General features: G+C 71.7%; 13 protein-coding genes. 7 read left to right on the top strand and 6 right to left on the bottom strand.

Annotation, left to right across the window (positions count from 1 at the left end; all coding sequences use genetic code 11):
- The first annotated feature begins 3 nt into the window (after nucleotides 1-3).
- Both AC1DDU_RS12385 and AC1DDU_RS12380 read left to right on the top strand, forming a co-directional pair.
- Nucleotides 4-837 carry a purine-nucleoside phosphorylase gene (locus tag AC1DDU_RS12385; RefSeq protein WP_477434519.1) on the top strand — a complete coding sequence of 278 codons (834 nt, stop codon included), beginning with the start codon at nucleotides 4-6 and terminating at the stop codon, nucleotides 835-837.
- Nucleotides 834-2,765 carry a phospho-sugar mutase gene (locus AC1DDU_RS12380; RefSeq protein WP_477434517.1) on the top strand — a complete coding sequence of 644 codons (1,932 nt, stop codon included), beginning with the start codon at nucleotides 834-836 and terminating at the stop codon, nucleotides 2,763-2,765. Before AC1DDU_RS12385 ends, AC1DDU_RS12380 begins: the two co-directional genes overlap by 4 nt.
- A gap of 51 nt (nucleotides 2,766-2,816) precedes the next feature.
- Here the strand turns inward: AC1DDU_RS12380 and AC1DDU_RS12375 are convergent, their stop codons facing one another.
- From AC1DDU_RS12375 to AC1DDU_RS12355, 5 genes are all read right to left on the bottom strand, one after another.
- A complete protein-coding gene (locus tag AC1DDU_RS12375; RefSeq protein ID WP_477434515.1) occupies nucleotides 2,817-3,734 on the bottom strand; it encodes an ATP-binding cassette domain-containing protein in 918 nt (305 codons plus the stop codon).
- Nucleotides 3,731-4,573: an ABC transporter ATP-binding protein gene (locus AC1DDU_RS12370; protein WP_477434513.1), complete on the bottom strand. Its 843-nt coding sequence runs from the start codon at nucleotides 4,571-4,573 to the stop codon at nucleotides 3,731-3,733. Before AC1DDU_RS12370 ends, AC1DDU_RS12375 begins: the two co-directional genes overlap by 4 nt.
- Nucleotides 4,570-5,439 (bottom strand): ABC transporter permease, encoded by an 870-nt coding sequence (locus AC1DDU_RS12365; protein WP_477434511.1) that lies wholly within the window; start codon nucleotides 5,437-5,439, stop codon nucleotides 4,570-4,572. Before AC1DDU_RS12365 ends, AC1DDU_RS12370 begins: the two co-directional genes overlap by 4 nt.
- Nucleotides 5,436-6,395 carry an ABC transporter permease gene (locus AC1DDU_RS12360; protein ID WP_477434509.1) on the bottom strand — a complete coding sequence of 320 codons (960 nt, stop codon included), beginning with the start codon at nucleotides 6,393-6,395 and terminating at the stop codon, nucleotides 5,436-5,438. Before AC1DDU_RS12360 ends, AC1DDU_RS12365 begins: the two co-directional genes overlap by 4 nt.
- Before the next feature lie 104 nt (nucleotides 6,396-6,499).
- A complete protein-coding gene (locus AC1DDU_RS12355; RefSeq protein ID WP_477434507.1) occupies nucleotides 6,500-8,065 on the bottom strand; it encodes an ABC transporter substrate-binding protein in 1,566 nt (521 codons plus the stop codon).
- 148 nt (nucleotides 8,066-8,213) lie between these two features.
- On the opposite strand from AC1DDU_RS12355, the gene AC1DDU_RS12350 reads away from it, so the two are divergent.
- Both AC1DDU_RS12350 and AC1DDU_RS12345 read left to right on the top strand, forming a co-directional pair.
- Nucleotides 8,214-8,798 carry a GNAT family N-acetyltransferase gene (locus AC1DDU_RS12350; protein ID WP_477434505.1) on the top strand — a complete coding sequence of 195 codons (585 nt, stop codon included), beginning with the start codon at nucleotides 8,214-8,216 and terminating at the stop codon, nucleotides 8,796-8,798.
- Between the two features lie 723 nt (nucleotides 8,799-9,521).
- Entirely contained in the window at nucleotides 9,522-10,067 is a 546-nt protein-coding gene (locus AC1DDU_RS12345; protein ID WP_477434503.1) for a hypothetical protein, read from the top strand.
- Between the two features lie 131 nt (nucleotides 10,068-10,198).
- Here the strand turns inward: AC1DDU_RS12345 and AC1DDU_RS12340 are convergent, their stop codons facing one another.
- The gene (locus AC1DDU_RS12340; protein ID WP_477434501.1) at nucleotides 10,199-12,142 is read right to left on the bottom strand and encodes a BglG family transcription antiterminator; all 1,944 of its coding nucleotides are present in this window, start codon (nucleotides 12,140-12,142) and stop codon (nucleotides 10,199-10,201) included.
- A gap of 118 nt (nucleotides 12,143-12,260) precedes the next feature.
- Here AC1DDU_RS12340 and AC1DDU_RS12335 point away from each other — a divergent pair, with 118 nt between their 5' ends.
- Genes AC1DDU_RS12335 through ptsP form a run of 3 tightly spaced genes read left to right on the top strand, consistent with a single transcriptional unit; the run spans nucleotide 12,261 to nucleotide 14,587 of the window.
- Nucleotides 12,261-12,620 (top strand): PTS sugar transporter, encoded by a 360-nt coding sequence (locus AC1DDU_RS12335; RefSeq protein WP_477434499.1) that lies wholly within the window; start codon nucleotides 12,261-12,263, stop codon nucleotides 12,618-12,620.
- A gap of 30 nt (nucleotides 12,621-12,650) precedes the next feature.
- Entirely contained in the window at nucleotides 12,651-12,929 is a 279-nt protein-coding gene (locus AC1DDU_RS12330) for an HPr family phosphocarrier protein (RefSeq protein WP_477434497.1), read from the top strand.
- 2 nt (nucleotides 12,930-12,931) lie between these two features.
- Nucleotides 12,932-14,587 (top strand): phosphoenolpyruvate--protein phosphotransferase, encoded by a 1,656-nt coding sequence (gene ptsP / locus AC1DDU_RS12325; RefSeq protein WP_477434495.1) that lies wholly within the window; start codon nucleotides 12,932-12,934, stop codon nucleotides 14,585-14,587.
- Nucleotides 14,588-14,612: the final 25 nt, after the last annotated feature.

Below are 14,612 nucleotides of genomic sequence, written 5' to 3'. Positions count from 1 at the left end.
GGCATGTCAGACACCACCGGCAATCCTCTCGACGACCCCACGGCCGACCCCTTCGAGGTCGCCCGCGCCGCCGCGGAGGACATCGCCCGCATCACCGGCGTCGAGCGCCACGACATCGCGCTGACCCTCGGCAGCGGCTGGGGCAAGGCCGCGGAGCTCCTCGGCGAGACGACCGCGACGTTCCCCGCCACCCAGGTGACGGGCTTCAGCGCACCCGCGCTGACCGGTCATGTCGGGACGCTGCGCAGCATCGTCACGCCGAAGGGCCGCCGCGTGCTCGTCATCGGCGCGCGCACCCACTACTACGAGGGATACGGCGCGCGCCGCGTTGTGCACAGCGTGCGCACCGCCGCCGCGGCGGGCGCGCGCACCATGGTGCTCACCAACGGCGCCGGCGGCATCAAGCACACCTGGACCCCCGGGCGCCCCGTGCTCATCAGCGACCACATCAACCTCACCGGCGACACGCCGCTCGAGGGTGCGACCTTCATCGATCTCACCGACCTGTACTCGCTGCGTCTGCGCGACCTCGCGCGGTCCATCGACCCGAGCCTCGACGAGGGCGTGTACTGCCAGTTCCGCGGGCCGCAGTACGAGACCCCCGCCGAGGTGCAGATGGCGAAGTCGTTCGGCGGCCACATCGTGGGCATGTCGACCGCGCTGGAGGCGATCGCCGCGCGGCAGGCCGGCATGGAGATCCTCGGCTTCTCGCTCATCACCAACATGGCTGCCGGCATCCAGAAGACCCCGCTCAGCCACCAGGAGGTGCTCGATGCCGGCCGCGAGGCCGAGCCGGTCATCTCGTCGCTGCTGGCCCGCGTGATCGGGGCGCTGTGAACGCCGCGCGGGATGCCGCGGCCGACGTCCTCGCGCGAGCGCAGGCGTGGCTGTCGCAGGACCCCGACGGCGAGACCCGCACGGAGCTGCGGGCGCTGATCGAGGCTGCCGAGTCGGGCAACCCTGCCGCCACGGCGGAGCTCGAGGACCGCTTCTCCGGACGCCTGGCGTTCGGCACCGCGGGGCTGCGGGGCGCGCTGGGCGCCGGCAGCAACCGAATGAACCGCGTCCTGGTCGCCCAGGCCGCCGCTGGGCTCGCGGCGTACGTCCGCGAGAAGGCGGGTCTGCCGCCGGTGGCCGCCGGCGAGGGTGCGTCTGCGGACGCCGGGGCGGAGGCATCCGCTCCCCCCGCCGAGACGGAGGACGAGACGCCGGACTCCTCCGAGCCGGAGGCCGCGCAGGAGACCTCGGATGACGGGCACGACGCCGAGGCGCAGCCCTCGGCACCCGAACTCACCGAGGCCCCGTCGGCCGACGCGCTGGAGGCGGAAGGGCCCGAGGTGCCCGGCATCCTCGACGACGCGCCGATCGTGGTGATCGGGTACGACGGGCGCCGCAACTCCGATGTGTTCGCCCGCGACTCGGCCGAGATCTTCGCCGGCGCGGGGCTGCGCGCCATCCTCATGCCCCGCCTGCTGCCGACACCGGTGCTCGCGTTCGCGGTGCGGCACCTCGGGGCCGCAGCCGGCGTCATGGTCACCGCCAGCCACAACCCGCCCGACGACAACGGGTACAAGGTCTACCTCGGCGGCGGGGACGACGGCTCGCAGATCGTCTCGCCCGCCGACGCCGAGATCGCGGCGCACATCGAGGGCGTCGCCGAGGCCGGCGACATCAGCACGCTCCCCCGCTCGCTCGGCTTCGAGCTGGCCACCGAGAGCGTCGTCGACGACTACATCGCCGCGACAGCCGCCGTCTCCCCCGCCCCGGCAGGGGCCGAGGGCCTGCGGTGGGTGTACACCGCGATGCACGGCGTCGGCTGGGAGACCCTCTCGCGGATCCTCGAGCGAGCGGGCTATCCGGCCCCGGTGCCGGTCACGGCGCAGCTCGAGCCGGACGGGGCGTTCCCGACCGTCGCCTTCCCGAACCCCGAGGAACCGGGCGCGATGGACCTCGCCTTCGAGGCCGCGCGCGACGCGGGCGCGGAACTCGTCATCGCGAACGACCCGGATGCCGACCGCCTCGCGGTCGCCCTCCCCGACGAGTCCGCCGACGGCGGCTGGCGCCGGCTCACCGGCAACGAGATCGGGCTCCTGCTGGGCTGGCGGGCCGCGCGCCTCGCGACCGCCGACGGCCCGGCCGAGGGTGCGTCCCTGGCATGCTCGCTGGTGTCGTCGCCGGGGCTGCAGGCCGTCGCCGAGCACTTCGGGCTCGACTTCCACGCGACCCTCACCGGCTTCAAGTGGATCTCGCGCGCGCCGGGCATCGTCTTCGGCTTCGAGGAGGCGCTCGGCTACCTCGTGAACCCCGGGACCGTGCGCGACAAGGACGGCATCTCGGCCGCGGTCGCGATGCTCGGGATGGTGGCAGAGGCCCGAGGCCGCGGCGCGAGCCTCGCCGACCTCCTCGTCGAGTTCGACGAGACGTTCGGCGCGTTCGCCAGCGACCAGGTGTCGATCCGCGTCGACGACGTGTCGCAGATCGGCGCGATCATGGCGGCGCTGCGGGAACGGCATCCCGAGTCTGTGGGCGACGTCGCGGTCGACCGCATCGACGACCTGCTCGAAGGCGCCGACGACCTGCCTCCCGGCGACGTGCTGCGGCTGTGGCTCGCCGACGGGTCGCGCGTCATCGTGCGCCCCAGCGGCACCGAGCCGAAGCTCAAGCTCTACCTCGACGTGCGCGGCGAGTCTCGCGACGACGCCACGGCGCGCATCGCGGCGCTGGCGGATGGCGCCAGCGCGCTGCTCGCCGAATACGGAGGCTGATCCGCACCGGGAAGGGGGGATGCCGCGACCCGCGGCATCCCCTTCCTCGCGTCAGCGCAGCACGAGGTGGCCGGGCGAGACCTCGACCAGCGCGGTGCCGTCGGGCTCGAGCCCGACCGGCTCCGGGCGGGTCGAGATCCGCTCGAGCCGTCGGCGCGCCTGCGCCGGATCGGTCGACAGCGCGGCATCGAGCAGATGCCGGGTGTACGGGTGCTGCGGCGAGGCGAAAACCTCGGCCGTCGGGCCGAGCTCGACGATGCGGCCGCGGTTCATGACCGCGGTGCGCGTGGCGATCTCCCGCACCACCGACAGGTCGTGCGAGATGAACAGGTAGGTGAGCTCGAGCTCGCGCTGCAGCCGGAGCAGAAGGTCGGTCACCTGCGCCTGGATCGACATGTCCAGCGCCGACAGCGGCTCGTCGCAGACGACGAAACCGGGCCGGACGGCGATCGCGCGTGCGATCACGATGCGCTGGCGCTGACCGCCCGAGAACGCCCGCGGCCGGCGGTGGACGGCATCTCCCTCGATCCCGACCGCGGCGAGCGCCTCGATCGCCCGCGCGCGCGGATCGGCGTCGGGGGCGAGCACGGTGAGCGGCTCCATCACGTTCTGCAGCGCCGTGCGATGCGGGTTCAGCGATGAGAACGGATCCTGGAAGATCACCTGCATCGAGCGGTGGTACGGCGCGCGGCGCGCGCGCGGCAGGGCCGTGAGGTCGACGCCCTCGTAGGCGACGGTGCCGCTGGTGGGCTCCTCCATCTGCAGGATGCAGCGCCCCAGCGTGGACTTTCCGCTGCCGGACTCCCCCACCAGGGCCAGCGTCTCACCGCGCCGGATCGTCAGATCGATGCCGTCGACGGCGCGGGTCGTGCCGGTGGTGCGGCCCCACGCGTTGCGCTGCCGGAAGGTCTTGACCAGACCGCGGACCTCGACGAGGTCGGCGGTCCGGGTCGGTGCCTGGTCGCTCATGCGTCGGCCCCCTTCTCGTCGCCTGGCTCCGCCGGCGGCGCGAGCTCGGCGGGTGCGTCGGGTGCGGCATCCAGCAGCTCCCGCGTGTACGGATGCTGCGGCTCGCGGAACACGCTGTCGACGTCCCCGGATTCCACGATCCGGCCGTCCTTCATCACCAGCACGTCGTCGCACACGGCCGCGACCACGCCGAGGTCGTGCGTCACGATCAGCACGGTGAGCGCCCGCTCGGCCTGGAGCGTGCGCAGCAGCGCCAGGATCTGCGCCTGGATGGTGGCATCCAGCGCCGTGGTCGGCTCGTCGGCCAGCAGCAGCTCGGGACGGGCGAGGAGGGCCATCGCGATCATTGCACGCTGGCGCATGCCGCCGGACAGCTCGTGCGGATACTGCGCCAGCACCCGATCAGGATCCGGGATGCGCACCGCGACGAGCGCCTCGCGCGCGAGCGCGGTCGCTTCGCGGCGCCCCACCCGCTGGAAGCGCTGCGCCACCTCGGTGAGGTGGGCGCCGATCCGCACCAGCGGGTTGAACGAGGTCATCGGGTCCTGGAACACCATCGCCGCCGGCAGCCGCCGGCGTCCCAGCGTGGCGGTGACGTCCTCGCCGTCCAGCAGCACGCTGCGCCACCGCCGGTCCGCCCCTGCGGGGAGGATGCCCATGAGCGCGCGCAGCAGCATGGTCTTGCCTGATCCGGACTCGCCGACGATGCCGACCACACGCCCTCGCGGCACGTCGAACGACACGTCGTCGAGCACGCGCACCTGCCCGCCGGTGCGGCCGGGCAGGTCGACGACGAGACCGTCGACGCCCAGCAGGACGTCCGTCGTGGCGACCGTCATGACGCTCCTCCTTCGCTCACCGACTGACGCAGCGCGTCGCCGAGCACGTTGAACGACAGCACCGTGAGCAGGATCAGGATGCCGGGGATCAGCGCCAGGTACGGCGCCGTCTGCAGGCTGCCCTGCGCCGTCTCGAGCAGGCTCCCCCACGACGCCATCGGCGGCTGGATGCCGAGGCCGAGGAAGCTCAGTGCCGACTCGGTGAGGATCGCGGTCGAGATGCTCGCCGTCGCCGCGACGATGATGGTCGGCGCCGCATCGGGCACGACGTGCCGCCACACCACCAGCGCCCGCTGCACGCCGATGTAGCGGGCGTACCCGACGTAGGCGCGCTCACGGAGGCTGAGCGTCTCGGCGCGCACCAGGCGCGCGGTCGCCATCCACGAGAACACGCCGATGACGAAGATGATCGTCCACAGCCCGGGCTTGAGGAACACGCTCGCGACGATGACGAGCACCATCCACGGGATCGACGACAGGAAGTCGACGAACCGCATGAGCACGTCGTCGACGCGACCGCCCGCGTACCCGGCCACGAGGCCCACCACGACGCCGATGGCCGTCGCGGCGGCCATCGCGAGGATGCCGACGGTCAGCGAGATGCGCCCGCCGTACACGACGCGGGAGAAGTAGTCGCGGCCGAGCTCGTCGGTGCCGAACCAGTGCTCGGCGCTGGGCGGCTGCCAGCGGATCGCGAGATCGGTGGTGGTCGGATCCAGCGGGAGCAGGGGCGCGAGCAGCGACACGGCGCCGACGATGACGAGGAAGGCGATCGCGAGGACGGCCGAGACCGAGCGGAACGACCGCGTGCGGTGCACGAGCGTCGTGGCGTCGATGGCGGCGGCCACGTTGGGGGTGGTGGTCATGAGCCCGCTCCGATCCGGATCCGGGGATCGACGAGCACGTAGAGCACATCGGCGATGAGGTTGCCCACGATCACGAGCACCGCCGACAGCAGCAGCACCGCGAGCACCACCGGGTAGTCGAGGCTGCGCGTGGCGGTGAGGAAGTACGGTCCGATGCCCGGCCAGCCGAAGATCGATTCCGTCACGATCGCGCCGGTGACGAGGATCGGCAGCGCCAGTCCCAGCTGCGTGATGATCGGGAGCATCACGTTGCGGCTCACGTGACGGGTCAGCACCTGCCGGCTGGAGGCGCCGAACCCACGCTGGACGAGCACGTAGTCCTGCGACAGCTGACTGATCGTCGCCGAGCGCACGTACCGGGCGAGCTCGGGGAAGAAGGCGACCACGAGCACCAGGAACGGCATCACGAAGTGCATCAGGAAGTCGACGGGGTCGCCCTGCTTGCCCACCGAATGCATGCCGATGATCGGGAACCACCGCAGCTGGTACCCGAAGAGGTAGATCACCAGCAGCGCGAACCAGAACGACGGCGTCGCGATCCCGATGCCGGCCAGTCCGTCGATGCCCTTGTCGACGAGGGTGCCGCGGCGCGATCCCGCGATGAGGCCGAGCACGACGGCCAGCACGAGCGCGGCGAGGTACGCGGGAGCCACGAGCATGATCGTGTTCGGGATCCGCACCGCGAGCTCCTCCGCGATGGAGTGGCGGCTCGCGAGGGAGTAGCCCAGGTCGCCCTGCAGCACCCGGCCGAGCCACAGCCCGTACTGCACGACGATGGGCTGGTCGAGACCGTACCGCTCGCGCATGGCGGCCTTGGTCTCCTCGGACATCTGCGGCGTCGTGATCGTGTCGACGACGTCGTACGGCGCCGCATGCAGCAGCGCGAAGACGACGAAGGTCACGACCAGCAGCATCGGCACGACCTGCAGCAGGCGGCGGAGGATGTAGACCGCCATCGTTCTCCTTTCGCGGCGGAGGGCGGATGCCGCTCACGCGACGTCCGCCCGACACACGACGGCGTCACGGGCACCCGTGCGGGTGCCCGTGACGCGTCGGCGACTTACTGCTCGGTGAGGAGCCCGAAGTTCTCGAACGTGTAGATCGGGACCAGCTTGGCGTCGTCGACGCCGCCGATCCGCGGGTTCACGGCGAGGATCTTGAGGTTGTCGGCGAGCGGGAAGACCACCGCATCCTCGGCGATCTGCGCCTGCAGGTCGGCGTAGACGGCCTTGCGGGCGTCGGGGTCGAGCTCGACCGCACCCTTGTCGAACAGTGCGTCCGTGGCCGGGTTCGAGTACGAGAAGTAGTTGGCCGAGGCGCCGGTGCGGTACAGCAGGCTGTACGCGTCGGGGTCCTGGCCCATGATGTAGCCGCCGAGGAACGCGTCGTACTGCGAGTCCGCGCCCTTCTGGATCTCGTCGAACACAGCGGCCGGCTCGACGCCTGCGAGCTCCACCGTGATGCCGGCATCCTTCAGCTGCTGCTGGATCAGCGTCGCCTCGGTGGTCTGCGCGGGGTCGGCCCCGGCGTACGCGAGGGTGAACGTGAGGTCGGACACGCCGGCCTCCTTCAGGAGCGCTGCCGAGGCATCCGCGTCCTGCTCGTACTTCTCGACGTCCTCGGTCGCGAAGGCGTTTCCGGGCGGGAGGATCGTGTAGGCGTTCTTGTAGTACTCGTCGCTGAGGAAGGCGGCGGTGTTGATCTCGTCGCGGTCCAGGGCGAAGAAGATCGCCTGGCGCACCTTGGGGTCGGTGATCTTCGCGGCGTTCAGGCCCAGGTAGGCGACGCGGCCCTCCGCGTAGGGGTGGACGTTCAGGCCGGCGCCCTCGAGCTCGGAGATCTGGTCGGGCGTCGCGAACGAGGCATCCGCCTCACCGGTCTGCAGCGCGGTCTTCACCGTGTCGGCGTTCGACACGATGCGCAGCGTCAGCTCGGGGATCTTCGGAGCCTCGCCGTAGTAGTTCTCGTTCGCCTCGAACGTGAGGTACTGGCCGCGCTCGTACTCCTTGAGCTTGTACGGGCCCGAGCCCACCGCGAGCGGGTCGAGCTCGGTCACCGAGAAGTCGGTGACGTCGCCGTAGACGTGCTTCGGGATGATGTACGTCTCGGTCGCGATGTTGCTGAGGGCCGCCGCGCTGACGCTCGGCAGGTGGAACACCACGGTGCGCGCGTCGGTGGCCTCCGCCGTGATCGGCTGGTCGCCGACGTAGAGCAGGTCGGCGTTGCCGTTCTCGCGCACCGCCTTGTTCGTGTAGGTGAAGACGACGTCGTCGGCCGTGAGCGGCTCGCCGTCGGACCACTTCAGGCCGTCCTTGAGGGTCACGGTGACCGAGAGACCGTCCTCGGCCGGCTCGATCGACTCGGCCAGCTCGTTGACGACGGTGCCGTCGCCCTCCACGCGCGCCAGCGGCGAGTAGACGATGTTGGTGACGGTCAGACCCCAGCGGTCGCTGACGTTGATCGGGTTGAGCGACGACGGGTCGCTCGCGATCACGTACGTGAGCTGTCCGGTCGCTTCGCCACCGGATGCCTCCGGCTCCGCCCCGCCCTGCGCGCAGGCGGCCAGTCCGATGGTCGCCGCAAGCGCCAGGGCGATCGGCGCGATCACTCGCCTCTTCGTCTTCATCGTGTTTCGGATCCTCTTCGCTGTGCATGCGCCCGGATGGACGCCTGAACGAGCCTAGGCGGGCCCTGTCCGGTCGGGCTCGAAACGGCAGAAGAATTGCGAAGTATGTCGGCGCGGGGCCGCGCAGATCGGGTCGTAGGCTCGGAGGATGCTGCTCACCCTGCCCATCACGCTCGAGAACGCGTACGTGCGCCTGGAGCCCCTCTCGCTCGACCACGAAGCCGATCTCGCGGCCGCCGCGGTGGGCCTGGAGCACACCTGGTACACGTCGGTGCCGCGTCCCGGGGGCGTGGCGGCCGACATCGCGCAGCGCCTCGCGTGGCGGGATGCCGGAACCATGAACCCGTGGGCGGTGCGCCGGCTCGACACCGGCCGCGTCGTGGGCACGACCACCTTCTGCAACATCGACCAGCCGAACCGGCACGTCGAGATCGGCCACACCTGGATCGGCCTGGAGGCGCAGCGCACCGCCGTCAACACGGCGTCGAAGCTGCTCCTGCTCGGTCACGCGTTCGAGGCCTGCGACGCGATCGCGGTGGAGTTCCGCACGCACTGGCACAACCGGCAGTCCCGCGCCGCGATCGCCCGGCTCGGCGCGAAACAGGACGGCGTGCTGCGCAACCACCGCCTCGGCCCCGACGGCACGCTCCGCGACACCGTGGTGTTCTCGATCCTCCCGGCCGAGTGGCCTGCCGTCCGCCTCGACCTGACCGAGCGCCTGGCCCGCGGCTGACCGCGCCCTGCGGCATCCCCCTTCGTCCGCGGCGTCTCGGCCGTCGCGCCCGTCCGCTCTCACCCGGTCCCATCGGGGTTTGGGGCGCGATTCGTCATGTGGGGCGCATCCGACGCGCCCCGGATGACGAATCGCGCCCCAAACCCGGTGGACGCTGGGCGTCGGTGGGTGAGGCAGGAGATGCCGAGGTCGGGACGCAGTGTGGGCGCGGTGACTCCTCCACATGTTTGCGATCTGCCGGGGAGATGCCCGCAATCCCCAGGCGCGACCGCCTCGTCTCAGGCGTGACCACCGAGAGGTCAGACTCGACAGATGGTCGCGGCGATCCAGATCTTCCGACGAATTGATCTGCTGGAGCGGGACTACACGCCGAGTCGGATCGCGGCTGCCGAACGCGACGGATCACTGAAGCGGGTTCGTCCCGGCGTGTTCGCCGACGGTGAGATGTGGCGCGCCGCGGTGCCCGAACGACGCACGATCGCGCTCGCTCGAGCACTGGCGCTGGTCTCGACGACTCGTCCCGTCTTCTCCCACGAAACGGCGGCGGCTGTGCACGGTCTGGCGCTCTACCGCCCTTCCCGGGACCGAGTTCATACAATCGCGCCCGTCACACGACCGGGAGCGGCGGACGGCGTCGTTCGCCATCGTGGTGAGCTCGCGCCGTCGGACATCGTCGAGCTTGAGGGGCTTCTCTGCACCTCGCTACTGAGAACGGTGGCCGACGTGGCACGCACCGCGATGTTCGAGCAGTCCGTGACGATCGCCGACGGCGCGCTTCGACGGCGGTACGTCTCGGGACCGGGGCAGTACGACGCCTACGGCGCTGAGCGATTCGCACTCGCTGCGCTGGACCTTGCCCAACGATCCTCACACGGCGTCAGCCGTGCGCGGCGCGTGGTGCGGTTCGCCGACGGACGTGCGCAACTACCCGGCGAGAGCGTCAGCCGCATCCGCTTGCGCGCGCTCGGATTCCGCGACATCCGGCTCCAGGTCGCCGTCCCCGCTCCGACCGGCCGAAGCTACTTCGTCGACTTCGGCCTGGAAGACTCACGCGCGTTCGGCGAGTTCGACGGCTCGATCAAGTACGTCGACGGCAGGATCGTCGACGGCCGCTCCGCCTCTCAGGTCTTCGACGAGGAGAAGCAGCGCGAGGACTGGATCCGCGGCACCACGCAACGTCGCTGCGCCCGCTGGGGCTGGCCGCACCTCGAGTCCGCCGCCGCTCTCGGCGCGCGCCTCCACGCCTTCGGCATCCACCCTCCGCGTTGACCGGTGCGCGTTTGGGGCGCATCGTGTCGTTTGGGGCGCGTCTGGGGCGCCCCAAACGACGAAATCCGCCCCAAACCCGTCAGCGACGTCGAGACCCCAGCAGCGCACAGGCGACGGCGGGATGCCGCGGCTCAGCCGTCGATGACGGCGACGAGCTCGTCGAGGAAGGCGTTGAAGTCGGTGGCGCGGCGGACGATGCGCTGCACGCTGTCGCGCTCGCTGAAGACCTCGACGAACTGCTCGAACACGGTCTGGAACGCCTCGCGGTCGGTCTCGGAGAACGCCACCAGCGCCACGACCTGCACGCGCCCGTCGCCCCACGCGATTATGGGGTCGGCGATCCCCACGGCGATGGAGGTGCGGGATGCCGTCATCTCCAGTGCGTGCGGCACTGCCAGCGCATCGGTGAACGCGGTCGACGAGAGCCGTTCGCGCTCGATGGTGCGCTCGACGTAGTCCGCGTCGATGACGCCGACCGCCCGCAGCCGGTCGCCGAGCGCGCGGATGACGCCCTCCTCCCCGTGCGCCTCGTCGAGGCCGCGGACGAACGCGGACGGCTCGAAGTAGCGCTCGAGCTCGGCGCGCAGCCGGGCGAGCCGTCGCGAGCGGCGGATGCGGCCGGCGGCGGACTGCACCCGCTCCACGTCGGCGTCCGTGAGGAACGGCTGGATGCGCACGATCCGCTCGCCGGGCACCGGCGGGTCGATCGTGGTCAGCACCAGGTCGGTGTCGATGGAGCCCCAGTCGGGATCGACGCGCGTCTCGACGCCGACGACCTCGACGGCCTGCCCGAGGGAGCGGTCGACGCTGGAGCGCAGCAGCTCGTGCAGGTCGTAGTAGCCGGGGCACACGATCGTCGCCGTCAGCAGCTGGTCAGCCCGGCGGCTGCGTTCGAGGCGGCCGCCGATGTGCATGGCGATGTACGCGATCTCGTCGTCGGGCAGCGGAATGCCCAGCCGCTGCTGCAGGCGGCTGGCGATGAACACCGCGACCTCGAAGATCATCGGGTACGTCGACTTCAGCGAGCGCGTCAGCGGGTTGCGCGACCATGCCTGCTCGCGGGCGCGGTGCAGCAGGTTCTGCACGTGCAGTGCAAGCCGCGCGACGAAGTCGTCGTGCACGAGATCCACCAGGAACTCGTCGGCCGCCGCGGTGACCACGTCGCGCACCGCCGCCTCGACCTCCGGGTCGAGGTTCGAGACGGGCGGACGGGATGCCTCGCCCTCCCGCCCTGCGGGGGCCACGACGCGGGTCAGCACCAGCGTGGCGAGGTGCTGCAGGTCGGCGCCGCCGAGGCGCACTCCGAGGTGCCGTTCCGACAGGTCGGCGATGATCTCGGCCACCTGCGTCTGGGTGGGGCGCTCCCCGGCGGCGGCGGCATCCGACTCCCCCGCATCCAGCGGACGGTCGCGCGAGGTGCGGTCGGCGGCGATCGCGATGTGCATCACGACGTCGGCGATGCCCAGCTCGTTGACGAACCAGCCGAGGTCGCCGAGGCGGGTCACGAGGTCGTTCCTGAAGGGACCGAATCCCTCCGCCCCGACCGACCCTTCGCCCAGGGTGCGTCGCAGGGCCGCCAGGTCGAAGGATCCGGCATCCATCTCGTCGTGGGCGAGCCGTGAGAGCAGGCGACGCTGCGCACCCTCGGTGCCCCGCAGCCGAGCGCGCGAGGCGGAGCGCTCCAAGGTGAGCTCGGTGCCGCCGAGCAGCCCGCGCACGCGAGCGAGATCCGCGTCGAGCGTCGCCGGGGACACGTGCAGCGAGTCGGCGGTCTCGAACACGTCGATGCCGTCGGGGGCGTCCAGGAGCGCACGCACGAGGGTGTGCAGCCGGTCGCGCGGCGTGCCGCCGTCGCCGCCCGCCCGCAGCGCCGCCGCCGCATCGGGCCCGGCCCGATACCCCTGCGGCCCCGACTCGACCGCGACGCCCGGCGCCACGCGGGCGTTTGCCGCGGTGACGTACGAGCGGATGCTGCGCGGGGTCACGCCCAAGGCGTCGGCGAGGGCGGATGCCGTCAGCCACCCGTCGTCGCGCAGGAGGATGCCGAGCACGCGATCTTGCCGGGCCCGGGTCACCCGCCCAGTCAACCACGCGGACACCGCACCGGGGCCGCCGCGTTTCCGCCCCCGCGGAAGAAGGACTGGTTGTCCCCTCTCAGCGTTCTCACAAGAATGGCCATGAGGAGGCGGATCGATGAGGATCCTGGTGGTCTGCGGAGCGGGTGCCTCGAGCACCTTCGTCGCTCAGCGCGTGCGTCACGCGGCCCACGCGCAGGGACTCGACTATTCCGCCTTCGCCGGCACCGAGCAGTCGCTTCCGGTCGATCTCGATGCCGCCGACGTGGTGCTGGTCGGTCCGCACCTCGCTCATGCGCTGGAGCGCATCGAGCGGGACGCGGCCGCCCGCGGCACGACCGTGGTGCTGCTGCCGTCCGACATCTTCGGAGACCGCGACGGCACCCGCACCCTCGAGCTGGTCCGCGCCGCGACCGGGAGCCCCGGGGGGCCGCTCCCGGCCGCGGGTGCGGACCCGGAGCCCCTTTCCGCCGACTGACACGCTGAACCACGACAGAGAGGTCACGACATGCCACCCATCTCCCGCACCGTCCGGATCGGATCGGCGCACGGGCTGCACGCGCGCCCGGCGAAGCTGTTCGCGCAGGCGGCGAAGGATGCCGGCATCCCTGTCACGATCGCGAAGGACGCGGGCAGCCCGGTCAACGCGGCGAGCATCCTCGGCGTGATCGCGCTCGGCGTCGAACGGGGCGACTACGTGACCCTCACGGCAGACGGCGACGGCGCCGAGTCGACGCTCGACACGCTCGCAGAGCTCCTCACCACCGACCACGACGCGGAGGCCTGAACATGACTGAGCTGCGAGGTGTGGGGATCGGACTGGGCGTCGCCCAGGGACCCGTCGCGCGCATGGCCGAGCCGGCGCCGGCGCCGTCCGACGCACCCAGCGAGCTGAGCGCCGACGAAGAGCAGGCACGCGTGACGGATGCCGTCGCCGCCGTCGCCCGCGAGCTCGAGGCCCGCGGGGCGCAGGCAGGAGGCGCCGCGCAGGAGGTGCTCGAGGCGCAGGCCATGATGGCCGAGGACCCGACCCTCGCCGACGAGATCGGCGCGCGCCTCGCGCAGGGCTCGACCGGCGAGTTCGCGGTGTTCGACGCGTTCGCGTCGTTCCGCGACCAGCTCACGGCGATGGGCGGCTACCTCGGCGAGCGCGCCGCCGACCTCGACGACGTCGCGCAGCGCGTGATCGCCCGGCTGCGCGGAGTCCCCGCTCCCGGCGTGCCCGATCCGGGGCATCCGTTCGTCCTCGTCGCGAAGGACCTCGCACCGGCCGACACGGCGCTCCTCGACCTCGACAAGGTTCTCGCCCTCATCACCACCGAGGGCGGCCCCACCTCGCACACCGCGATCCTGGCGCGTGAGAAGTCGATCGTCGCGATCGTGGGCGCGACCTCTGCGACCGGGCTCCGCGACGGCGAGACGGTGATCGTGGATGCCGCCGCCGGCGTCGTGACGACCGAACCCACCGCCGACGAGCTCGAGCGGGCGCAGAACCGCGCCGACGCGCGTGCGTCGGCGGCATCCGCTCCGATCACCGACGGCGCGCTCGCCGACGGCACCGCCGTGCCGCTGCTGGCGAACCTCGGCAACCCCGACGGAGCCGCCGATGCGGTCGCCCTCGGCGCCGAAGGCGTGGGCCTGTTCCGCACCGAGTTCCTGTTCCTCAGCGCCAACCAGGCGCCCACCGTCGAGCAGCAGCGCGAGGCGTACACGAAGCTGCTGTCGGCGTTCCCGGGCAAGAAGGTCGTGGTGCGCGTCCTCGACGCGGGCGCCGACAAGCCGCTGGCCTTCCTCAACGACGCGCACGAGGAGAACCCGGCGCTCGGCCTTCGCGGCATCCGTGCCCTGCGCGCCAGCGAGGACATCCTGCGCGAGCAGCTGACGGCGCTGGCCGAGGCGGATGCCGCCACCGACGCCGACCTGTGGGTGATGGCGCCGATGATCGCCACCGTCGAGGAGACGGACTACTTCGTCGGCCTCGCGCGCGACTACGGCATCAAGACCGCCGGAGTCATGGTCGAGGTGCCCTCGTCGGCGCTGCTGGCCGACCGCATCCTCGTGAACGCGGACTTCGCCTCGATCGGCACCAACGACCTCACGCAGTACACGCTCGCCGCCGACCGCCTGCTCGGGTCGGTCGCGTCGTTCCAGGACCCGTGGCACCCTGCGGTGCTGCGCCTGATCCGCGAGGTCGGCGACGCCGGCCGCGCGAACGGCAAGCCGGTGGGCATCTGCGGCGAGGCCGCGGCGGATCCGCTGCTGGCCGTCGTGCTCGTGGGCCTCGGCGCCACGAGCCTGTCCATGGCACCCACGGCCCTCGCCGACGTGCGCGCCACCCTCCTGCAGCACACCATCGCCCAGGCGCGCGACATCGCCTCGGCCGCCCTCGCCGCGAACGATGCGGCATCCGCCCGGTCCGCAGCCCAACAGGCGGCCACCCGATAAGCCGCCTCGGCGGCGCAACGAACCG

The sequence above is a fragment of the Microbacterium sp. 05T445 genome (assembly GCF_056395865.1).
Note: the sequence above shows the minus strand (reverse complement) of the source record. Positions and strands in the feature narration are given on the sequence as shown.

Excerpts from the sequence above, each read along its gene's own strand:
- AC1DDU_RS12385 (WP_477434519.1), top strand. The coding sequence starts at position 4 with ATGTCAGACACCACCGGCAATCCTCTCGACGACCCCACGGCCGACCCC.
- AC1DDU_RS12375 (WP_477434515.1), bottom strand. The coding sequence starts at position 3,734 with ATGAGCGACCAGGCACCGACCCGGACCGCCGACCTCGTCGAGGTCCGC.
- AC1DDU_RS12370 (WP_477434513.1), bottom strand. The coding sequence starts at position 4,573 with ATGACGGTCGCCACGACGGACGTCCTGCTGGGCGTCGACGGTCTCGTC.
- AC1DDU_RS12365 (WP_477434511.1), bottom strand. The coding sequence starts at position 5,439 with ATGACCACCACCCCCAACGTGGCCGCCGCCATCGACGCCACGACGCTC.
- AC1DDU_RS12360 (WP_477434509.1), bottom strand. The coding sequence starts at position 6,395 with ATGGCGGTCTACATCCTCCGCCGCCTGCTGCAGGTCGTGCCGATGCTG.
- AC1DDU_RS12355 (WP_477434507.1), bottom strand. The coding sequence starts at position 8,065 with ATGAAGACGAAGAGGCGAGTGATCGCGCCGATCGCCCTGGCGCTTGCG.
- AC1DDU_RS12350 (WP_477434505.1), top strand. The coding sequence starts at position 8,214 with ATGCTGCTCACCCTGCCCATCACGCTCGAGAACGCGTACGTGCGCCTG.
- AC1DDU_RS12335 (WP_477434499.1), top strand. The coding sequence starts at position 12,261 with ATGAGGATCCTGGTGGTCTGCGGAGCGGGTGCCTCGAGCACCTTCGTC.
- AC1DDU_RS12330 (WP_477434497.1), top strand. The coding sequence starts at position 12,651 with ATGCCACCCATCTCCCGCACCGTCCGGATCGGATCGGCGCACGGGCTG.
- ptsP (WP_477434495.1), top strand. The coding sequence starts at position 12,932 with ATGACTGAGCTGCGAGGTGTGGGGATCGGACTGGGCGTCGCCCAGGGA.